The organism is Streptomyces sp. NBC_01190, assembly GCF_045039895.1.
GTDB lineage: Bacteria > Actinomycetota > Actinomycetes > Streptomycetales > Streptomycetaceae > Actinacidiphila.
Genome location: NZ_CP108580.1, coordinates 2,539,365 through 2,560,236, shown reverse-complemented (window position 1 = coordinate 2,560,236; position 20,872 = coordinate 2,539,365). Strand labels below are relative to the sequence as shown.

General features: G+C 73.8%; 14 protein-coding genes. 8 read left to right on the top strand and 6 right to left on the bottom strand.

Going from position 1 to position 20,872, the window contains the following annotated elements; all coding sequences use genetic code 11:
• Window positions 1–20: 20 nt before the first annotated feature.
• Together OG519_RS10665 and OG519_RS10660 are read right to left on the bottom strand one after the other, a co-directional pair.
• The gene (locus OG519_RS10665; protein ID WP_405581763.1) at window positions 21–911 is read right to left on the bottom strand and encodes an SIS domain-containing protein; all 891 of its coding nucleotides are present in this window, start codon (window positions 909–911) and stop codon (window positions 21–23) included.
• A 303-nt stretch (window positions 912–1,214) separates the two neighbouring features.
• A complete protein-coding gene (locus OG519_RS10660) occupies window positions 1,215–1,769 on the bottom strand; it encodes a MarR family transcriptional regulator (protein ID WP_405581760.1) in 555 nt (184 codons plus the stop codon).
• A 619-nt stretch (window positions 1,770–2,388) separates the two neighbouring features.
• Here OG519_RS10660 and OG519_RS10655 point away from each other — a divergent pair.
• The 5 genes from OG519_RS10655 to OG519_RS10635 all read left to right on the top strand — a co-directional run bounded on the left by OG519_RS10655 (window position 2,389) and on the right by OG519_RS10635 (window position 8,664).
• Window positions 2,389–3,837, top strand: a complete 1,449-nt coding sequence (locus tag OG519_RS10655) for a DUF4331 domain-containing protein (RefSeq protein ID WP_405581758.1) — start codon at window positions 2,389–2,391, stop codon at window positions 3,835–3,837.
• 116 nt (window positions 3,838–3,953) lie between these two features.
• Complete coding sequence (locus tag OG519_RS10650) at window positions 3,954–5,315, top strand: tetratricopeptide repeat protein (RefSeq protein WP_405581755.1); 1,362 nt, start codon at window positions 3,954–3,956, stop codon at window positions 5,313–5,315.
• On the top strand, window positions 5,312–7,123 hold the full coding sequence (locus OG519_RS10645; RefSeq protein WP_405581752.1) for a hypothetical protein: 1,812 nt from the start codon (window positions 5,312–5,314) through the stop codon (window positions 7,121–7,123). Before OG519_RS10650 ends, OG519_RS10645 begins: the two co-directional genes overlap by 4 nt.
• Window positions 7,124–7,191: 68 nt before the next feature.
• The gene (locus tag OG519_RS10640; RefSeq protein ID WP_405581749.1) at window positions 7,192–7,509 is read left to right on the top strand and encodes a hypothetical protein; all 318 of its coding nucleotides are present in this window, start codon (window positions 7,192–7,194) and stop codon (window positions 7,507–7,509) included.
• Between the two features lie 129 nt (window positions 7,510–7,638).
• Window positions 7,639–8,664: a zinc-binding alcohol dehydrogenase family protein gene (locus tag OG519_RS10635; RefSeq protein ID WP_405581746.1), complete on the top strand. Its 1,026-nt coding sequence runs from the start codon at window positions 7,639–7,641 to the stop codon at window positions 8,662–8,664.
• 69 nt (window positions 8,665–8,733) lie between these two features.
• Here the strand turns inward: OG519_RS10635 and OG519_RS10630 are convergent, their stop codons facing one another.
• A complete protein-coding gene (locus tag OG519_RS10630) occupies window positions 8,734–9,297 on the bottom strand; it encodes a carboxymuconolactone decarboxylase family protein (RefSeq protein ID WP_405581743.1) in 564 nt (187 codons plus the stop codon).
• A 343-nt stretch (window positions 9,298–9,640) separates the two neighbouring features.
• On the opposite strand from OG519_RS10630, the gene OG519_RS10625 reads away from it, so the two are divergent.
• Window positions 9,641–10,480 (top strand): alpha/beta fold hydrolase, encoded by an 840-nt coding sequence (locus tag OG519_RS10625; protein WP_405581740.1) that lies wholly within the window; start codon window positions 9,641–9,643, stop codon window positions 10,478–10,480.
• 164 nt (window positions 10,481–10,644) lie between these two features.
• Here OG519_RS10625 and OG519_RS10620 read toward each other — a convergent pair whose 3' ends face one another.
• The 3 genes from OG519_RS10620 to OG519_RS10610 form a co-directional block, all read right to left on the bottom strand.
• Window positions 10,645–13,479 (bottom strand): ATP-binding protein, encoded by a 2,835-nt coding sequence (locus OG519_RS10620; protein ID WP_405581738.1) that lies wholly within the window; start codon window positions 13,477–13,479, stop codon window positions 10,645–10,647.
• Between the two features lie 200 nt (window positions 13,480–13,679).
• Window positions 13,680–15,809, bottom strand: a complete 2,130-nt coding sequence (locus tag OG519_RS10615; protein ID WP_405581735.1) for a SpoIIE family protein phosphatase — start codon at window positions 15,807–15,809, stop codon at window positions 13,680–13,682.
• 226 nt (window positions 15,810–16,035) lie between these two features.
• Window positions 16,036–16,278, bottom strand: a complete 243-nt coding sequence (locus tag OG519_RS10610) for a hypothetical protein (protein WP_405581733.1) — start codon at window positions 16,276–16,278, stop codon at window positions 16,036–16,038.
• 58 nt (window positions 16,279–16,336) lie between these two features.
• Between OG519_RS10610 and abc-f the strand changes: the two genes are divergently transcribed.
• Entirely contained in the window at window positions 16,337–17,980 is a 1,644-nt protein-coding gene (gene abc-f / locus OG519_RS10605) for a ribosomal protection-like ABC-F family protein (protein ID WP_405592620.1), read from the top strand.
• Window positions 17,981–18,205: 225 nt separating this feature from the next.
• Window positions 18,206–19,957 carry a SpoIIE family protein phosphatase gene (locus OG519_RS10600; RefSeq protein WP_405581731.1) on the top strand — a complete coding sequence of 584 codons (1,752 nt, stop codon included), beginning with the start codon at window positions 18,206–18,208 and terminating at the stop codon, window positions 19,955–19,957.
• The last annotated feature ends 915 nt before the right edge of the window (window positions 19,958–20,872 follow it).

Genomic DNA, 20,872 nt, shown 5'->3' with positions numbered 1-20,872 from the left:
GGCGAGGCGGCCAGGGGCGATCAGCGGAGGATGACGGAACGGGTGAGGTTGCGGGGCTGGTCGGGGTCGAATCCCTTGGCCTCGGCGATGGCCACCGCGAGGCGCTGGGCGCGGATGAGGTCGGCCAGTGGGTCGAAGGACGGGTGCGCTTCGAGGCGGCCGCCGACGGCGGCCACGTTGTCCGCGAGCCCGTCCGGGAGCGGGCCGAAGGACCAGACGGCCCGGGCCGGCCCGGTGATGCTGATCGGACCGTGGCGGTACTCCATCGCCGGGTAGGACTCGGTCCAGGCGCCCGCCGCCTCGCGCATCTTCAGCGCGGCCTCCTGGGCCAGGCCGTAGGTCCAGCCGGTGCCGAGGAAGGTGAACTGCTCGGACTCGGTCAGCCCGGCGGGCAGTTCGTCGTCGATCGCCTTGCGGGCGTCCGCGACGGCCGGGGTCAGGTCGTCGCCGAGGTGGGTGCGGAGCAGCGCCAGCACGGTGGTGGCGAAGCGCGTCTGGACGACCGACCGCTCGTCGGCGAAGTCCAGCACGACGAGGTCGTCGGCGGCCCCCAGCACCGGGGTGTCGGGGTCGGCGGTGACCGCGGTGACCCGCGCCCCGCCGCGCAGCCGTTCGCAGGCCCGCAGCACCTCGGTGGTGGTGCCGGACCGGGTGATGGCCAGCACCCGGTCGTAGGCGCGCCCGAAGGGGAACTCGGAGGCGGCGAAGGCGTCCGTCTCGCCCTGCCCGCCGCCTTCACGCAGCGCGGCGTAGGACTGCGCCATGAACCAGGAGGTGCCGCAGCCGATCACCGCGACGCGCTCGCCGGCCACCGGCAGCTTGCCGGCCTCGGCGGCGGCCAGCTCGGCCGCCCGCTGCCAGCACTCCGGCTGGGTGCTGATCTCGGCGGTGGTCAGGGACGACGCGGGCATAGGTGCTCCTCACCAGTTGGGCCGGCCGGCGTGCGGCCCACCGGGGCACGGGGGTCGCACAGGTGCTTGCCGCGCCAGTGTAGGTGATTGATCCTGCTCGAAACGAGTGGTGAACGAGCAGAAAAGTACAAGCGGTTGCACGCCAGACGGCTCCGACACGATCCGGCGGCGTGCGACGGGCGGTGCGCACCCAAAAAAACCGCGGGCCCCGTGACGGGCCCGCGGCTATGAGTCAGTGGTGGCGCTGAAGTGGAGCGGGGGTGGAACTGGGACAAGCGGGAGAAGCGGGGGGATCAGGGGACGTCAGTTGTCGGCGAGGTCGTCGGTCGCGATGCGGGCCGCCTTCGAGGTGCGCAGCAGGAAGTCGGCGATCATGACCAGTTCGGCGTCCCCGTAGCCGGAACAGACGTCGTCGAGCGCGGTGTTGAACTCCGAGAGGAGGAAGGCGACCTCGGCCTCCTTCTCCTTGATGATCCGGACGAGGATCGCCCGCCGGTCACTGGGGTTCGGGGTGCGGACGACCCAGCCGCCGCGTTCGAGGCGGTCGAGTACGCCGGTGATGGTGGCCGGGTGCAGACCGGCGCGTTTGGCCAGCGCGGTCGGGCCGATGGGCCCGTAACGGCTGATCAGGTCGAGACACTCCAGATCGGCGTCCCGAAGGTCGACATGAGTGCCCACTTGATGGGTGAGCAGGGAGAGTTGGGTGCTGAGATCGCGGACGCCGTCCTTTATCCGGGCGGTCAGCCTTCTGCGCCGCCGCGCGGTGGACGCCGGAGGTGCCGCCGACGACGAGGCCGCGGCCGCCGATGTCGCCGCCGATTTCGAAGCCGGTGCGGCTCCAGGCAGTGTGGAATCCATACGCAACGATCCTCGTATCGCTCGCTCGCCGAGCGTCGCCACGTGAACACCGCGCGGCCCTTGGCGGCGATCACGATACCGACGGCCGGTTCATCCGAATAACCAGCCAACCGGGGGGTGGCTCAGGCGGATACCTTCTCACAGCACTCCTTTCGACTCGAAGACTTCCGGGAAACGTTCCGCCTCCCTCGACCCCCGGGCGGCAGGACGAGAGGGTCCGGCGATCCGGCGGATGAGGGAGTGGTGAACAGAAGGGGGAGTCGGGGGTGTTGGCCAAGGTGTTATAGAGGCCAGTGGGGTTTTGTCGGCCGCGGATTTCTGATCGGGGGCCACGAAAAAGACTGTGCGGTCGGTAATCAACTGTTACCAATTAACCGCCGGTTCCCACCCGTCTTTCCGGCCGGGACACCCCGCCATTCCGGCTGCCGGGTCCCGTTGAGCGGCTGGGCGCGTGAAGCGCCGCGCGGTGGCGGGCCGACGCCCAAGATCCCGGCGGCGGCAGGCTTAGGCCGCTCGGGTGAACCCGGCGGAGTGGGCCAATCCCCGGACATCTCGGGGACGAAGAGCGCTGTGAGGCCGGTCCTCAAGGACAACGGGCCCTTTCACAGGAAGACCATCCATGACGACACGCACCAAGCCACCGGTTCGTCCGGGCCGGTGGAAGTCGGCGGCGCTGCTCTTCGCGCTGAGCACGGCCGTCGCCGCAGCAGCGCTCGCCGGGCCCGGCTCGGGCGTCAGCCAGGCGTCCAGCCACCGGGAAGCGCCCCTGATCGCCGCCGACCCGCAGGTCGACAACACCGACCTCTACGCCTTCAGCAGCCCCGACGCGTCCGACACGGTGACGCTGGTCGCGAACTGGTATCCGTTCCAGGAGCCCAACGGCGGGCCGAACTTCTACCCTTTCGCCACCGACGCGCACTACGACATCAACATCGACAGCCGGGGCACCGGCAAACCCGACCTCACCTACCGGTGGACGTTCCGCAACGAGGACCGGCGCGGTGAGAACACGTTTCTCTACAACAACGGGGTCGTCAACAACCTCACCGACAACACCCTGCTGTTCCGCCAGCACTACACGCTCCAGGAACTCCGCGCCGGCCGGAAGCCGGTCACCCTGGTCAAGGACGCGATCGCCGCGCCCTCGAACGTGGGCAAGGCGTCCATGCCCGACTACGCCAGGCTGCGCGGCCAGGCCACCAGGCCGCTGCCCGGCGGCGGCCGGACGGTCGCGAGCCAGGCGGCCGACCCGTTCTTCCTGGACCTGCGGGTCTTCGACCTGCTCTACGGCGGCAACCTCTCCGAGACCGGGCACAACACCCTGAACGGCTACAACGTCAACACCGTCGCCATCCAGGTGCCGAAGTCCGCCCTGGCCTACAAGGGGAACGCGAAGCGCAACCCGGTGATCGGCGTGTGGAGCTCGACCGAGCGGCGCACCCTGAACCTCACGCCGGGCAAGGCCACCCCGAGGGGGCCGTTCGTCCAGGTCTCCCGGCTCGGCAACCCGCTGGTCAACGAGGCGGTCGTGCCGGCCGGCCTGAAGAACGCGTTCAACGCCCTGCCGCCGTCGCAGGACCACAAGCAGCCCAAGCTGGTGGCGAAGGTCCTCGACCCGGAACTGCCCAAGCTCATCCAGTCGATCTACGGCATCCCGGCCCCCAAGACGCCACGCCTGGACCTCGCGGAGATCTTCCTGACGGGCATCGCCAAGGCGGCCGGCGGCCCGCTCGCGGTCGACCTCAACTCCCAGCTGCTCAACCAGGACATCGACAAGAAGAAGTTCGTACCGGCCGAGGAGCTGCGGCTGAACATGTCCACGCCGGTGACGGCCAAGCCCGACCGTCTCGGGGTGCTGGACGGGGACTTCCAGGGCTTCCCCAACGGGCGCCGGCCGGGTGACGACGTGGTGGACATCGCCATCCAGGCGCTGGAGGGCGCCACCCCCGGCCACCTTGTGACGGCGCTGGCCGCGGGCGATGGTGTCAACGGCCCCGGTGTGCCGTTCGGTACCTCCTTCCCGTACCTCGCCCTGCCGTACACCGGGTCGGTGAACCAGGCCGGCTGACCAGACTCCGGCGCGGGCGGACCTCTGCCGCGTTCGCCCGCGCCGGGCCCCGGATCCCCGGGCCGCCGGACCGCCAGGCCTCGGACCGCCGGATCCCCGGACCGCCGGGTCGCCCGGTGCTGGATCCCACCGCCTCTTCCGACCTGACCAGAGAGACGCCGATGCGCCGCCTCGCCCTGATCGTCACCGCCACCGCGCTCTGCGCCGGGCTGACCGGATTCGCCGCGCTCCGGAGTTCCGGGGACTCCTCGCCGCCGGCCACCGCGTTCCGCGGCCCGCCGGCCGGCGCGACCCGCACACCGCCGGGCATGGACGGCGTGGTCGACAAGCTCCAGCGGAGCCTGCGCGCGCAGCCGTCCGACGCCTCCTCCTGGGCCCAACTCGGCTCCGCCTACGTGGAACAGGCCCGGCTGCACGTCGACCCGACGCTCTACCCGAAGTCCGAGGCCGCCCTGCGGCGTTCCCTGCGGCTCCAGCCGCGGCACAACACCCAGGCACTCATCGGGATGGCCGGACTCGCCAACGCCCGGCACCAGTTCGCCCAGGCCCGCACCTGGGCGAGAACAGCCGTCACCGACGATCCCTACGCCTGGGCCGCCTACGGAGCCCTCAACGACGCGCTGACCCAACTCGGCGACGACCGGGGTGCCCAGGACGCGGTACAGCGGATGCTCGACCTGCACCCCTCCACCGCCTCCTTCACCCGCGCCTCCTACACCCTCGAACTCCACGGCCGCACGACCGAGGCGGCGCAGGCCCTGCGACGGGCCCTGGCGGACGCGTCCAACCCGGCCGACGAGGCGTTCTGCCAGCACTATCTCGGCGAGCTCGCCTTCAACACCGGCGCCACCGCGCAGGCCCTGCGGCACTACCGCGCGGCCCTGGCACTCGACCCGACCTACACCCCCTCCCTCGCCGGCGCCGCCCGCGCCGAAGCCGCGCTCGGCCGGACCGGGCCGGCGATCCGCGACTACCGTACGGCCATCGACCGGGTGCCCCAGCCCCAGTACGTACTGGAATTCGGCGAACTGCTCGACTCCCTCGGCCGGAGCGGTGAGGCACGCGAGCAGTACACGGTGCTCGAAGCGGAACAGCGGCTCTTCGCGGCCAACGGCGTGGTCGACGACCTCAACCTTGGCCAGTACCAGGCCGACCACGGCGATCCGGCCATCGCGGTGACCCTGCTGACCGCCGAGTGGCACCGGCGCCACAGCGTGCTCGTCGCGGACGCGCTCGGCTGGGCGCTGCACCGGGCGGGCCGCGACGCCGAGGCGCTCCCGCCGGCCCGGCAGGCCGGCCGGCTCGGCTGGCGGGACGCCCTGCTCCGCTACCACCGGGGGGTCATCGAGCAGGCGCTCGGCGACCGGCGCGCCGCCCGTACCGACCTCGCCGGGGCGCTGGCCGCCAACCCCGCCTTCTCCCCGCTCCACGCCCCCGACGCGCGCGCCCGGTTGGCCGCACTCCAAGGACAGCAGTGACCACACCCACGGCCACCACCCGCCCCGCTCCGAGGCACCGGCCCGCCCTGGGCCGCCGCGTCCGGCGGGCCCGCCGCGGCGCCTTCGCCGTCCTCGCCGCCCCCCTGCTCCTCTGGCTGGCCGCGCCGGCCGCCGACGCGCACCCGCTCGGGAACTTCACCGTCAACCGTTACGACGGACTGACCGTCCACCGGGACCGGGTCGACGATCTGGCGGTGGTGGACACCGCGGAGATCCCGACCCTCCAGGCCGGGCCCGCCATGGACACCGATCACGACGGCCGGCTGAGCCCGAGTGAGGCCGCCGCCCACGCGCGGACAGCGTGCGCGAGCCTGGCGGACCGCATCGAAGCCACCGCCGGGCCCGACCCGCGCGGGCCGCGAGGGGACCTGCGCTTCCGCCCCGTCACCGCCACCTTTCGGCTGGTACGGGGCCAGGCGGGGCTCGACACCGGGCGCCTGGAATGCCGGCTGACCGCCGCCGCGCGCCTGGGCGCCGGCGGAACGCTGCGGCTGGCCACCGGAGTCGACGCCGGGCACATCGGCTGGCACGAGATCACCGCCCGGGGCGACGGCGTACGGATCGGGTCGGCCGACGTACCGGCCGTCTCGGTCTCCGACGCCCTGCGCGGGTATCCGGCTGATCTGCTCGCCAACCCGCTCGACAGCCGCCGCGCGGAGGTGACACTGGGCGCCGGTCCCGGCGCGGTGGCCGCGACGGCTCCCGGCACCGGATGGCTCGGCAGCTGGTACGCCGCCTTGGACCGGCGCCTCGGCGCGCTCACCGACCGGGACCGGCTCACCCTTCCGGTGGGTTTGCTCGCCGTACTGATGGCCATGGTGCTCGGTGCGGGTCACGCGGCGCTCCCGGGCCACGGCAAGACGGTGATGGCCGCCTATCTGGCCGGCCGCGAGGGAAGGCCGCGGGACGCCGTCACCGTCGCCGGCACGGTCACGCTCACCCACACCGGCTCGGTCCTCGCCCTCGGGGCCGCGCTCAGCGTGTCCTCCGCGCTGGTCGGTGAGGACGTGCTGGCCTGGCTCGGCGCCCTGAGCGGGATCGTCATCGCCGGGGCGGGGCTGTGGCTGCTGCCCGCCGCCCTGCGCAGGCTGCACACCGGGGCTTTCGACCAGCCTGCCGGGCACGGGCACGGGCACGGGCACAGCCACGGGCACGGGCACGGGCACGGGCACGCGGTGGCGGCCGGCGCCGAGGGTCACGACCACGGCCGACACGGTCTCCGTGCCGTCGCGGCCCACGGGCACGCCCATACGGTCCCGTCGGCCCGGACCTCCACCACCCCCGACCGACAGGTGCCCGCGGGCGTCGCCCTCGCCGACCACGCCAGCGATCATGCCCACCAGGGTCAGCAGGCCCATGCCCACGACCAATCCCACGCGCACTCCCACGACCACGCCCATCCGCCCACCCACCACACCCACAGCCATCCCGGCCGGCCCCACCACCACGGCCCCCGGAAGGCCGGCGCACGACGGGGACTGATCGGCATCGGCGTCGCGGGCGGCCTGGTGCCCAGCCCTTCGGCCCTGGTGGTCCTGCTCGGCTCCGTCGCGCTCGGGCGCACCGCGTTCGGTGTCGTGCTCGTCCTCTGCTACGGCCTGGGCATGGCCGCGACACTGGCCGCCGCCGGTCTGTTGCTGCTCACCCTGCGGGACCGGATCCCGGCCCTCGGCGGGGCCCGTCCCGGTGGGCTGATCGCGTGGAGCACCCGGGTCGTCCCGCTGGGGACCGCCCTGCTCATCCTCGCCGTCGGTCTCGGCACCGCGCTGCGGGCCCTGCCCCTGTGAGCGCCCCTGTGAGCACCCCCGTCAACCGTGGACACCGCCAACCAACCTTTCGAAGACGGGACACCACCATGCGCCCAGCCACCCGCACCCGGTGGGCCCTGACGCTCGCCGCCGCCGCTCTCGCGCTGACCGGCTGCGCCGCGTCCGGCCCCCGCACCGGCGCCTTCGACAGCACCACCGACAGCAGGCGGGCGCACTGCCGCGCCCACCAACGGGTGCTGCCGGACGGCGACTACACCGGCGGCGCGGGCGGCAGGACGCTCGCCGTCCTCGGCATGCTGAAGTACTACACGGCGAAGGGCGCCCTCCCCTTCTGCGACGGCAGGCCGGCCACCGCACAGGACACCGCCTGGACCAGGCTCTACGGCCGGCTGACCCATCCCTGACCTGGCATGTCGACCGTCCGGCGGCCGTACGGACCAGCCCCGTACGGCCGCCGGGCCATGCCTGGGCGATGGTGGGGGAAGAAGTACGCGGCGGCACCGAGCCGAGCCAGGGTCCGAAGGAGCACAGGTATGACCACGAGTACGCCGAGCACACCCAGCACGATGCGGGCGATCGCCTCCTACCGGGGGCTGCCGGTCGACGACCCGGACAGCCTGCAGGACATCGAGGTCCCCGTCCCGCAACTCCGGCCCCGGGACGTCCTGGTGCGCGTGCGGGCCGTCTCGGTGAATCCGGTCGACGCCAAGGTGCGGTCCGGCCTCGCACCGACCGACGAGCCACGGATCCTGGGCTTCGACGCGGCCGGTGTGGTGGAGGCGGTCGGTCCTGAGGTGACCACGCTGGCGGCGGGGGACGAGGTCTGGTATGCGGGCGACATCACCCGGCCGGGAACCAACGCCGAGTTCCACGCGGTGGACGAGCGGATCGTGGCCCGCAAGCCCGTCTCCCTGAACTGGGCGGAGGCGGCGGCGATGCCGCTGACCACCATCACGGCCTGGGAGACGCTCTTCGACCGTTTCGCGCTGACCGCCGACTCCACCGGCACCCTGCTGGCCCTCGGCGCGGCCGGCGGGGTCGGCTCGATCCTGATCCAGCTCGCCATGGAGCTGACCGGCGTCCGGGTGCTGGCCTCGGCCGGCCGTCCCGAGTCCCAGGCGTGGGTGCGGCAACTGGGCGCCGACGGGGTGGTCGACCACCACGACCTGGTCGCGTCGGCCGGCGAGGTGGCATCCGACGGTGTCGACTTCCTGTTCAGCCCCCACTCGAAGGGCAATATCGAGGCGTTCGCGCGGATCGTCCGGCCCTTCGGGCACATCACCGCCATCGACGAGCCCGAGGGCCTGGACCTGCTGCCGCTGAAGTCCAAGAGCATCGCCTGGCACTGGGAGCTGATGTTCACCCGCACGACGTATCAGACCGCGGACATGGCCGAGCAGGGGAAGCTGCTGGAGACGGTGGCCGGTCTGGTGGACGACAAGCGGATCCGTACGACGCTCACCAAGACCCTCCCCGACTTCTCCGCGGCCGGCCTGCGGGAGGCCCACCGGCTGGTCGAATCCGGCCGCACCACCGGCAAGGTGGTGGTCACCCGCTGACGCCGGCGACGGCCCGACACGCCGCCGGCGGTGCCACCGACCCCGCGGACGGCGGTGGGTGGACCTCCGTTACCGGTCGCCGGCCGCCGGGCGGCCCGGCAGGACCCGCACCGGCCAGTCGACGTCGATGTCCGACAGGACGTTGAAGTAGTTGGTGAGCACGTTGAGCGCGACGTGCCCCACCACCTCGGCGATCTCCTCGTCGGTGGCGCCGGCCCGGCGGGCGGCGCCGAGCGCCTCGGAGCCGACGGCGCCGCGCTCGCGCACCACGGTCGCGGCCAGCGTCAGCAGGGCGGCGGCGTGCGGGTCCTCGGACGTGGCGTGGCGGGCGTGTTCCAGCTCCACGGCGGGCACCTTCAGCAGGTGCTCGCCGATGTACGTGTGCGCGGAGAGGCAGTACGAGCAGCCGTTGGCCTCGGAGACGGTGAGGGCCAGCCGTTCCCGGACACCGGCGGGGAGGGCGCCACCGGCCAGCGCGCCGTTCAGCGCGAGGTAACCCTTGAGCAGGGCCGGGCTGTTGGCCATGGCCCTGACCATGTTGGGCGTTCCGCCGAGGGCTTTGCCGGCCGCGGCGAGCTGGGCCGCGGCTTCGCCGGTGGCGGTGTCGGGGTTGATGACGGGGAGATTGGACATGGTCTGACTCCGGGTTCGCGATGATCGTGGCGACAACAGGCGACAACAGGCGACCTCCCGGGACCGTTGACGTATCCGCAGGTCACGGTGGGTCGCCAGGCCAGTAGAGCGCCGGGGACGGCCGGGTTCCAGACCGCTTCGCCGATCTCCTGCGTTCACGTGAGAAAGAGGTGCGCCCGCGCCCGCCGTCGCCGGGCCGGCGCCTCACATGTTCGGGTGAACGGCTGATCCGGACCGGGGGCCGTCGGCGGTTTCCTGATGCCTGTCAACGAAGCACCGAACAAGACCCAGGAGCCCGGCGGCAGCCGCGGCCGGCGGGCACGATCAGCACAGGAGATCAGCGATGAAGTCAGCGACGAAGAAGTGGACCCTGTCGGCAGCCGTGGCCGCCGGAGCCGCCGCACTGCTGTCCGGAGCACTGGTGACCACGGCCTCCGCACACGACTCGGCGCCCAAGAGCGCCCCGGCGGCGGCCCGGCACCAGGCCAAGCCCACCGTGGTCCTCGTGCACGGCGCCTTCGAGGACGCCTCCGCCTGGAACGGCGTGACCAGCAGGCTGGAGCGGGCCGGCTACCCGGTGATCGCCCCCGCCGTACCGCTGCGCGGGGTGGCCTCCGACACCGCCTACCTGGAGAAGCTGCTCAAGACCATCCCCGGCCCGGTTGTGCTCGCCGGGCACTCCTACGGCGGCGCGGTCATCGGTGAGCTGGCGGCGGACAACCCCAACGTCAAGGCGCTGGTCTACGCGTCCGCCTTCATCCCGAAGGCCGGCGACACCCTCGGGGCGCTCAACGCCCAGTTCCCCGGCTCCCTCATCGGTCCGGACACGACCTACACCGTGGACAACGGGAACGGCGCCGACCTCTACATCAAGGCGGCGTCCTACCGTGACGTCTTCGCCGCGGACCGTCCCGCCGCCGAGGCGGCCGTGAGCGCGGCCGGCCAGCGTCCGGTCGTCGCCTCCGCCTTCACCGAGACGATCACCGCCGCAGCCCCCGCGGACATCCCCAAGTACGCCATCGTCAGCAGCCAGGACCACGCCATCGCACCCGCCGCCGAGGAGTTCGAGGCCGAGCGGGCCGGCGCGACCATCGTCCACGTCCGCTCCTCGCACGACGTCCCCGTCTCCCACCCCGGCAGCGTCACCTCGGTCATCGAGCGCGCCGCGGCCCAGGTCCGCTGACGGCCGGAGCGGTCAAAAACGGCCAGTACGGCAGCTATGGCCGGACCGCCCGGACCAGCCCGACCGCCCAGACCGTCCACACCGCCCAGACGGGCCCGTACGGCCAGAGTGACCTGACAACCTGACAAGCTGACGAACCGATCCCATCGCAGGCGTCGCGCCCCTCAGCGCGGCGCCCGCGGGTCGTCTCCGGCGTCTCCGGTGCGTCCGGCGTCGTCGGCGCCGTGCCGCAGGACGACCTTCGCCAGTTGCACCCGGGAGTGCACCTCCAGCTTGCTGAAGGCAGCCCGCAGGTGCGTGCTGATCGTGCTGGGCGACAGGACGAGTTCGGCCGCCGCCGAGCGGTTGCTGTGGCCGTCGGCGACGAGCAGGGCCACCCGGCGCTCCATCTCGGTCAGCGCTTCCCAGCCGCCCAGCGGGCGTTCCGGGACCGTCGGCCAGCGGCGCCGCCGGACGCCCGCCGCTTGCAGCACCCGCTGCACCCGGGTCGCGGCGGTCGACGCCCCGGCGCCGGCGAAGAGGTCCCTCGCCTCGTCCAGGGCCGCGACCGCCGTCGCCCGGTCGCCGTCGGCGAGTTCGCCGCGGCCGAACTCCTCCTGCGCGTACGCCAGCAGCAGGATGCGCGGGGTCCCGCGCAGCATCTCCACCGCGGCGGCCGGCGCCGCGGCCTTGCCGCCCCCGGCGATCAGCGCGGCGGCCTGAAGGCTCGTCACGCCAGGCGACGCAGCCGCCAGTTCGGCCAGCCGTCCGGCCGCCGCCCGCTCCACCTCGGCGTCGTCCGCGCGCCGCGCCGAGCAGGCCGCCTGCACCAGGAGCTGGTCCGGCCAGGGCACCCACTCGGTGACCTCCGACGACCCTTCCGCCGCCAGCAGCCGCACCAGCGCGGCCGCCCCCCGGGGCCCGCCCTCGGCCTGGGCGAGCAGCGCCCGCGCGACCGGCAGGGCGCCGCCCCGGCTCTCCACCGCCGCCAGGTGCGTGCGCGCCTGCTCGCGGTCGCCGCGCAACAGCGCGACCTCCGCCAGCACATGGCGCACATGGCGTTCGAAGGCCCGGTCGCCCACGTCGTCCATGAGCTGGAGCGATCGAGTGGCGTGCCCGGCGGCCTCGTCCAGGCGCCCGGCGCCCAGGCAGAGACACGCGCGCACCCAGGCCACCTGGGGCGCCTGCCAGAACTCCGGGAAGCGCGGGTCGCCGGGCGGCGCGTCCGCCAGCTCGGCGAGGACCCCTTCGACGTCGTCGAGCCGGGCGCGGGCGAGCAGCCCGCGCAGTTCGAGCTGCCCGGTGACGGGGGCGCCGACTCCGCCGTCCGCCCCGGCGGCGGCCTCCCGCGCCCGGCCGTAGGCGTGGTCGGCGGTGGCGTACCGCCCGGCGCGTTCGGCCTGGACGGCCACCGCCGCGTGGGCCACCACGGTCGCCGTGACGTCCCCGGCCCGGCGGGCGGCGGCCAGCGCGTCGTCAGCCGCCTCGGCGGACGTCCCGGCGAGGGCCCGGTAGGCGGCGAGCCGGGCGGTCGGCGCGGGCGCGGCCCCGGCGGCGCGTACGTCGGCGGCCCGGTCGGCCAGCTCGCCGAACTCCTCGGCCGCCCAGAGCCTCGGCATCAGGGCGAGCTGTACGGTCGCCACCTGGTCCGGGTCGGTGGCCAGCGGCAGCACCCGGTCGGCGAAGGCCCCGGCCTCGGCGTACTGCCGGGCCGACACCAGCACCTCCACGACTTCGGCGCCGATCTGCGGTCGCCGCGGGTCGTCCTCGGCCGTGAGGTCGAACGCCTGCCGGATGAAGGCCGCGGAGGTGATGGACATGGTCGCGATCACCTCGTGGGCGGCCTCGCGCAGCAGGTCAACGGCGGTGGTGTCGCCGGGCTGCGCGGTCGCCAGTACGTGGGGCGCCGCCGCCGCCGGGCCGCGGCCCGAGGCGAGGAAGTGTTCGGTGATCGCCCGGTGCCAGGCGCGCCGCCCGGACGGCGGGATGTCCTCGTAGACCGCCTCCCGCAGCAGCTCGTGCCGGAAGCGCACCCCGGCGCCGTCGTCGGCGAGCAGCCCGGCCTCGATGCTCTCCGTCAGCGGGTCGGTCAGGCTGCCGGGGCCGCGGCCGAGCAGGTGGGCGATGTCCGGGAGGACGGACAGCGGACCCAGGACCGCGGCGGCCCGCACCAGGTCGCGGCACTCCTTGGAGGTCGCCGTCATCCGGCGGCGCACCCCCTCGACCAGCCCGGTCGGCAGGCTCGGGGCCGCGTGGCCGGCGGCGTCCGGCGCGAAGAGGCCGTCGAGGAGCTGCGCGGCGAGGAACGGGCTGCCGCCGGTCCGGCCGAGCCGTCGCAGCACCTCGGGATCGGGCCGGGGGCCGAGCCGGTCGACCGCCATCGCCAGCACGGCGTCGTCGGTGAGCGCGGCCAGGCCGACCCGGACCACGGGTACGTCCCGCCCGGCGGCTTCGGCGATCTGGTCGGCCGGGCCGCCGGGCACCTCCCGGGTGGCGAGCAGCCACACCACGGGGGAGGCGGCCAGCCGGCCGGGCAGGAGGCGCAGCGCGAAGAAGGTGAGCGGGTCGACCCACTGGGCGTCGTCCACCGTGAACAGCAGCGGCCGTTCCTCGGCCCGCTGCTCGAGCAGCGTCGCCAGCCGCTCCACCAGCCACAGTGGCTGTCCATGGAGTTCGGCGAGTCCCATGAAGTCCGCCGAGCCGATCAGCGGGTCGGCGCCCGACCGCAGTCCTGGCCCGAGCGAGGCCAGCGGGGCCACCCGGTCCGCCGCATAGGCGGTCGACCGCGCGACGGCGAAGCCGCCGCGGTGCGCCTGCTCGGCCACCGCCTGGGTCAGGGCCGTCTTGCCGATACCGGGTTCGCCGCTGACCACGAGGAGCGTCGGCTGTCCCTGCCGGGCCGAGCGCAGCGCTTCGAGGGCGCCGCCGAGTTCGGCGGCCCGCCCGCGCAGCGGTGTCCTGGCGGGGCGGCCGTGCGCCGCGCTCGTCGGCCCGCCGCCCTTCGCCCCCCGGTCGACCATGTGAACCCGCCCTCCAGCAGCCGCCGCCATCGCGGCCCGGCGGCGCGCACGGTCCCCTTCGGACCGGGCCGCCCTCGGCCCCATCGTACGGAGCGGTGTGGCGGGTGCCGGAGCCGGTCGGTGGGGGCGGGCCTCCCGGGGGCGCCGGGTGATCCGGAGCGGACCGGGTGGTCCGGAGCGGCCGGGGTGACGCCGACCGGTCAGGTGACCCGCAGCACGAGCAGGGCGATGTCGTCGCTGTGGCGGCCGGGCGGCCGGACCCGGTCCAGGAGGGCGTCGGCGATCCGTTCCAGCGAGCCTTTCTCGTGGGCCAGGCAGCGGACCAGGTCGGCGATGGACGCGTCGAGGTCGATCCCCGGGGCTTCGACGAGCCCGTCGGTGTAGAGCGCGAGGACCGTACCGGGCCGCAGGTCGATCTCGGCGATGGGATAGGTGACGTTCGGGTTGATGCCGAGCAGCAGGCCGGGCGGCACATGCAGGACATGGGTGCCCAGCTCGGGGTCGCGCAGCAGCGGCGGCGGGTGTCCCGCGTTGACCAGGTACGCCCGGCGGAGGGCGAGGTCGAGGTGGACGTAGAGGCAACTGGTGAACAGCGCCGAGTCGAGATCGCCGAGCAGCCGGTTGGTCCTGGCCAGGACCTGGTGGGGCGGTGTGCCGGCGGTGGCGTACGCGTGGACGGCGGTACGGACCTGGCCCATGAGCGCGGCGGCGTCGGCGTTGTGGCCCTGGACGTCCCCGATCACGGCGGCGCAACTGCTGTCGCCGAGCCGGATGAGGTCGTAGAAGTCGCCGCCGATGTCCATGCCGCGGGTGGAGGGCCGGTAGCGGACGGCCACTTCGAGACCGGGGACGGAGGGCAGGGTGTGCGGGAGCAGCGCCTGCTGGAGGTCCTGGGCGAGCCGGTGCTTGGTGTCGTACAGCCGGGCCCGGTCGAGCGCCTGGGCGACGAGTCCGGCGAGCGAGGCCAGCACCGCCCGCTCCTCGATGGAGAAGCGGTGCGGGTGGGCGTAGGAGAGGACACAGCAGCCGACCGGGCGGCCGGAGACGATCAGCGGCAGGAACGCCCAGGCCTTCTTGCCGGTGACCGGGGCGGGGGAGGCGTATCTGCGGTCCAGCTCCTCCGGGTCCGCGAAGAACAGGGGCGTGCCGGTGGAGAACGTCTCTCCGGTGGGGGTCGACGTCGTGTGCAGGCTCTGGCCGTCGAGGTGCTCGACGACAGCGGCCGGATAGCCGCGGTGTCCCGCGACGCGCAGCTCACCGGCGTCCTCCGCGGTGAACAGCATCAGCCCGTGGGCGCCGAAGGCCGGCATGATCTGGTCGGCGATGAGGTCGACGAGATCCGTCACGCCGACCACCTCGGTGAGGGCTGCCGCCAGATGCATCACCTGGTAGAGCTGGCCCGGCTTCATCGGGGTGGCGGCGCCGGCCGGCCCGGGCGCCGGGGCGGCCGACTCCGGCCTGGGACCCGTGCCGGCCGGGGTGATGCGCACACTGATCCCGCTGTCGTCCGGGTAGAGGCTGAAGTCCAGCCACCGGTCGGGCGGCCGGCAGGCGCTGAAGGAGGCGGGCCGGCGGCTGAAGACCGAGGCGCGGTAGCGGTCCTCGTAGACGGGGTCGTTGAGCCACGGCAGCTCCCGCCAGAGCAGGGTCCCCTGGAGCTGCTCCACGCTGCGGCCGAGCAGGCCGGCCGCGGCGGCGGTGATGAAGGTGACCCGGCCCTCCAGGTCCAGGGCGCAGGAGCCGCCGGGCAGCCGCTCGGCGAAATCGGCCGCGGGGAGGTCTTCCGCCCAGGTCGTACGGGTGGTCTCGGCGGGCAGCACCCGCAGCCGGTCGGGGGGCGTCAGGGGCCGGCCGCCGGTGCGTGAGGCGTCCTCCAGCAGGTCGGCGGCCCGGCGGGAGCAGCCCGCGATCTGTTCCTCGTCCCGCTCGGTCAGCCGGTCGGGATGGTCGGGCGGCCACAGCAGCAGCAGGGCGCCCCAGCGGTGGCGGGTGCTGGTCACCGGGGCCGCGGCCAGCGCGAACTGGTAGGGCACCGCGAGGGCGGTGCGGGGATACATCCGGGCGAGGTCCTCCTGGCCGCTCACCCAGACCAGGCGCTGCTCGTTGACGGCGTCGGCCACCGGGAGCGGGGCGGCCAGCGAGACCCGACGCCAGGGCGTGATGAAATCACCCGGGATCCCGCACATCACCATGACCTCGAGCACGGGCTCGTCCGGGTCGAGGGCGTAGATGCCGGCGGCGTACGCCCCGGTGCGGCGCACCGTCTCGTCCAGCACGTCGTCCAGCAGCCCGTGACCCGCCCCGACCCTGGCCTCGCCGGCCTCTGTCACCGTGCCACCTCCGAGCCGCCGGGTTACGGGGAGCCGGTCCGGCCGCGATCGTCCGTCCGGCCCGCTCGGCCGAAAACGCCCTGTTTGCTTCTTATGCCCTCATTTGTGGGCATGACGCCTGTTCCACCGCTTTTTCGGGCCGGTTACGCGGCCGGTTCCGCGGCTGGTTCGCCGGTCCCGTTCGGGTCCGGATCCGCTGACCGTTCGCGCCGGGCCCGGTGGATCACTATTCTTGACCCGGTTGTGCGGTGAGCCGGGGAGCGATCGACAGCTCGACACCGGGCCGTACGAGGGCCGTACGAAGAGGGACAGGGAGACCAGGCATGGCGGGTGACGACGACATCTCCGGGTGAGACCGGAAGGTGACCGGCCGCGAGCGGGCGCGTGACAGCGCCGCCGTCGTGGTCGATTCGCCGTGTCGTCGTTCGATCAGCCTGATCAGTTCGACCAGCTTGATCAGCTCGATCACCCCCCTGCACCCCGCCGGGCGGCTTCGGCGCGCCCGTATCACCCCCGAGGGCTTCGACATGTCCGACGCGTTCATCGTCCTTTCGCATCTCTCCTTCTCCTGGCCCGACGACACCCCGGTCTTCCACGACCTGTCCTTCACCGTCGGCGGCGGCCGCACCGGCCTCGTCGCACCCAACGGGTCGGGCAAGAGCACCCTGCTCAAACTGATCGCCGGCGAGCTGCGGCCCGCCGCCGGCACCGCCTCCGTCCAGGGGACGGCCGGCTACCTCCCGCAGAGCCTGCCGCTGTCCGGCGACCTGACCGTCGCCGAGGTGCTGGAGATCGCGCCGGTGATCCGGGCGCTCGACGCCATCGAGTCGGGTGACACCGGCGAGGAGCACTTCGCCACCATCGGCGACGACTGGGACATCGAGGAGCGCACCCGGGCCCAGCTCGACCGGCTCGGTCTGGGCGACATCCCGCTCGACCGGCGCCTGCGCACCCTCAGCGGCGGCCAGGCCGTCTCGCTGGGGCTCGCCGCGCAGCTCCTGAAGCGCCCCGACGTCCTGCTGCTCGACGAGCCGACCAACAACCTCGACCTCGACGCGCGCCACCGGCTGTACACCGTGCTCGAGGAGTGGCACGGCTGTCTGCTGCTGGTCAGCCACGACCGGGCGCTGCTGGACCGGATGGACCGGATCACCGAACTCGACCGCGGCGAGGTCCGCTCCTACGGCGGCAACTTCACCGCCTACCAGAACGCGGTGCGCGCCGCGCGGGAGACAGCGGAGAAGAACATCCGCACCGCCGAGCAGGAGGTCAAGCGGGAGAAGCGCGAGATGCGGCAGGCCAGGGAGCGGGCCGCCCGGCGGGCCGGCAACGCCGCCCGGAACCTCAACAGCGCCGGACTGCCGAAGATCTTCGCCGGCACGATGAAACGCAACGCCCAGGAGTCGGCCGGCCGGTCCAACGAGACGCACGCGGCCCGGGTCGGCGAGGCCAAGGCCCGGCTCGACGAGGCGGAGCGGTCGCTGCGCGACGAGCAGCGGATCGTGCTGGAACTGCCCGACACGCAGGTGCCGGCCGGCCGGACCGTCTTCCTCGGCGAGGGGATGCGGGTCGGCTTCGGCGAGCGGGACCTTTTCGCCGGACCGGGCGCCGACCTGGTGGTCCGGGGCCCGGAGCGGATCGCCCTGACCGGGCCCAACGGAGCCGGCAAGTCCAGTCTGCTGCGGGTGATCAGCGGTGAGCTGGAGCCGCGGGCCGGCCAGGTCAAGAGAGCCGCCGGGCGGATCGCCCATCTGTCCCAGCGGCTGGACCTGCTGGACCCCGACCGCGGTGTGGCGGAGAACCTGGCCGCTTTCGCGCCCGCGCTGCCGGAGCCGGAGCGCTTGAACCTGCTCGCCCGGTTCCTCTTCCGGGGCTCCCGCGTCCACCTGCCGGTCGGCGCGCTGTCCGGCGGGGAGCGGCTGCGGGCCACCCTGGCCTGCGTCCTGTGCGCCGAACCGGCACCCCAGCTCCTGCTGCTCGACGAGCCGACCAACAACCTCGACCTGGTCAGCGTCGGACAACTGGAAAGCGCGCTCAACGCCTACCGGGGCGCGTTCGTCGTGGTCAGCCACGACGAACGGTTCCTGGCGGAGATCAAGGTGGAGCGGTGGCTGCGGCTTTCCGACGGGCGGCTGCTGGAGACGGGCGCGCCGACGGCGGAACGGGGCTGAGTCGCGGGCGGCTCGCGCGCACCGCCGGGCGCGTCGGCCGCCGGGGCCGCGCCGGGGGATCAGCGGGGCCGGGCGGATCCGCCTTGCCGGGGGATGAGCGCGGCCGGGCGGGATTCGGGCCGATCCGGCCGGATCCGGGTATCTCTGGCGGCTGGGCGGGGCCGAGCACAGGCGCCGCCCCGGTGCAGCCAGGCGCGCGATGCCGTCCCGACGGACACTGGACCCATGGAGCAGCGAGGCGATGCCTCCCGCGGCGACGGGCGGGAGGGCCCCCGGGCCGCCCCGGGCTGGCCGGGGGCGGAGCCCGGGACGTCCGCCGAGCGCCTGGAGGAGGTCCTCCGGAGCGAGCTCCCCACGTATCTGGTGGAGTACCGGACCGGCGGCTTCGTCTGGGACCTGACGGCGGACGAGGTGTACCTCGACCCCGGCGCGCTGGCGGTCTTCGGTCTGCGCGCGGACGAGTTCGACGGCCGGCCGGACACGCTGCGCGCGCTGATGGTCGTCCACGACTCGCCCAGGCTGGCGCAGGGCGCGGCGACCGGCGCGTCGGAGTACGGCGCCTACTTCCGGATCCGCTCGCCCGAGGGGCCCCTGCGCTGGGCACATGTGCACGCCCGGTACGTCAGGGCCGAGGACGGAACCGCGCTGCGGGCCGTGGGTGTGCTGCGGAACGCCGACGAGGAGCTGCGGCACGCGGCCCAGCAGTCCGCCCTGGGCCGCGAACGGGAGCGCCGGCTGGATGTCACCCGGACGCTCAACGCCGAGCTGTCCCGGGTGATGACCGTCCAGGACCTGCTGGAACTGGCGACCGGCCAGCCGTTTCTCGACCTCGTCGGGGCGTCCGGGGTGGCGCTGAGCGTGCTCGACCGGGACCGGCGCGTGGTGCTGGCCACGACCGGGCTGCCGGCCGCTCTGGTCAGGGACCTCGGGACCGGGCGGCTCGACGGCCCGATGCCCCTCGCCGAGGCGATCCGCAGCGACACGCCCCTCTTCATCACCCGTGAGGACGTACGCGACACGTACCCGCCGCTGTGGCCGCACATCGAACCGACCGACCTGACCGCAGCCGCCGTCATCCCGCTGGCGGCGCAGGGCGCGGCGACCGGCGCGCTGGCGGTGCTCTTCAAGGACCGGCGGGATTTCACCCCCGACGAGCGGAATCTGCTGCTCAGCCTCGGGGCCACCTTCTCCCAGTCGCTCCAGCGGGCCCTGCTCTACGACCGGGAGCACGCGATGTCGGTGGCCCTCCAGCAGTCGATGCTGCCGGGCCACATCCCGGACGTGCCGGGGGCGAGCGTCGCGGTGCGCTACCAGCCGGACCGTACCGGGCACCAGGTGGGCGGCGACTGGTACGACGTGATCGTGCTGCCCGGCGGGAAGGTCATGCTGGTGGTCGGCGACGTGGAGGGCCACGACGTCCAGGCGGCGGCGGTCATGGGGCAGTTGCGGGCCGCCCTGCGCGCCTACTCCACCGAGGGCCATCCGCCGACGACGGTCATGGCCAGAGCGTCGCGCTTCCTCTACGAGCTGGACACCGATCTGATCGCCACCTGCGTCTGCGTCCACCTCGATCCGGCCAACGGCGCGGGCATGCTGGTACGGGCAGGACACCCCTACCCGATCGTGCGGCGCTCGGACGGCCGGAGCTTCACCATCGACGTGCCGGGGGGACTGCCGCTCGGGGTCTCCCCCTACGACGACGAGTCCTACCCCACCCGCTTCGTCCAGCTCGGCCCCGACGTGACGCTCCTGCTGTGCACCGACGGGCTGCTGGAGTCCCACGACTCCGACCTCGACACGGGTGAGCGCCGCGTGCTCGCGGTCCTGACCGAGGGCCCCGACGACCTCGAAGCACTGGCCGACCACATCGTCACCACCGTCGAGGCCCAACAGGGCCAGGAGGACGACGTCGTCCTCCTCCTGGCCCGCCTCACCAACGTCCCCACCCCCACCCGCGACGGCCCCTGGCTCCCGTAGCCCCAGCGGCCCGACGGCTTGGCGCCCCCGGCGGAACCCGCTGCGGGCCAGCGTGGCCCGGCGGTAGCCCTCCCGGGCGTTCACCCGTGGCGCCCCGCGCCCGCGCTCCGGATTGGGTGCGTCATCGGCCGCGGGTGCGTGGCAGCTGGTCGCGCAGTTCCTCGCGGCGCCCCTGGGGGTGGTGGTGGGTTCGGTGGGTGGTTGTGTGCGGGCACGTCGTGGCTGGTCGCGCAGTTCCTCGCGCCCCTTGCGCCGCGGTGGGTTCGGTGGACGGTTGTGTGCGGGTGCGTCGTGGCTTGTCGCGCAGTTCGCCCCCAGAGCTTCGCTTGGGGGTACCCCCAGCGCCTCCTTGGGTTGTGGTCCGCTCGGGGAGTCGGTCTCTGCGGGTACAGCGTGCTCTGCCCTGCCGGCACTCCGGGGCTCCGCACAACCCGAGCCCCGTCAGGGCTACCCGCACCCTGCGTGCTCGGGCCCCGCTAGGGGCGCGAGGAACTGCGCGACCAGCCCCCACCGGGCCGCACCGTGCGTGCAAGGGAGCCGCCCGGTCAGGGGCGCGAGGAACTGCGCGACCAGCCCCCACCGGGCCGCACCGTGCATACAGGGCTCGCGAATTCGGGGAAGTTCCGGCGCGGCCCGGACGCCTCGGCCCGCCCCGTTCGCGCTACGGGGCGCGCGCGGCGCGGACGCGGAAGCCGCCCCGCGGGCGGCCAGGGGCCCCCGCACAACCCGGCGCGGGGGCACCCCGAGGTGAAGGCGCGTCAGGGTCGCCCGCGAAGCGGGCGAAGGACCGGTGCCGCGCAGCCCGCCCCCCCCACTCGAATTCATGGCCATAACTGTTGACAACGTTGTCCAATCGAGCCACGCTACCCCGCGAGCCCACACCGCTCGTGGTGTCAGCCGCGACATCTCCCGCCC

Coding starts and splice junctions, on each gene's coding strand:
- OG519_RS10630 (WP_405581743.1), bottom strand. CDS start 9,297: ATGTCCAATCTCCCCGTCATCAACCCCGACACCGCCACCGGCGAAGCC.
- OG519_RS10635 (WP_405581746.1), top strand. CDS start 7,639: ATGACCACGAGTACGCCGAGCACACCCAGCACGATGCGGGCGATCGCC.
- OG519_RS10640 (WP_405581749.1), top strand. CDS start 7,192: ATGCGCCCAGCCACCCGCACCCGGTGGGCCCTGACGCTCGCCGCCGCC.
- OG519_RS10600 (WP_405581731.1), top strand. CDS start 18,206: ATGGAGCAGCGAGGCGATGCCTCCCGCGGCGACGGGCGGGAGGGCCCC.
- OG519_RS10655 (WP_405581758.1), top strand. CDS start 2,389: ATGACGACACGCACCAAGCCACCGGTTCGTCCGGGCCGGTGGAAGTCG.
- OG519_RS10665 (WP_405581763.1), bottom strand. CDS start 911: ATGCCCGCGTCGTCCCTGACCACCGCCGAGATCAGCACCCAGCCGGAG.
- abc-f (WP_405592620.1), top strand. CDS start 16,337: ATGTCCGACGCGTTCATCGTCCTTTCGCATCTCTCCTTCTCCTGGCCC.
- OG519_RS10625 (WP_405581740.1), top strand. CDS start 9,641: ATGAAGTCAGCGACGAAGAAGTGGACCCTGTCGGCAGCCGTGGCCGCC.
- OG519_RS10620 (WP_405581738.1), bottom strand. CDS start 13,479: ATGGTCGACCGGGGGGCGAAGGGCGGCGGGCCGACGAGCGCGGCGCAC.
- OG519_RS10660 (WP_405581760.1), bottom strand. CDS start 1,769: ATGGATTCCACACTGCCTGGAGCCGCACCGGCTTCGAAATCGGCGGCG.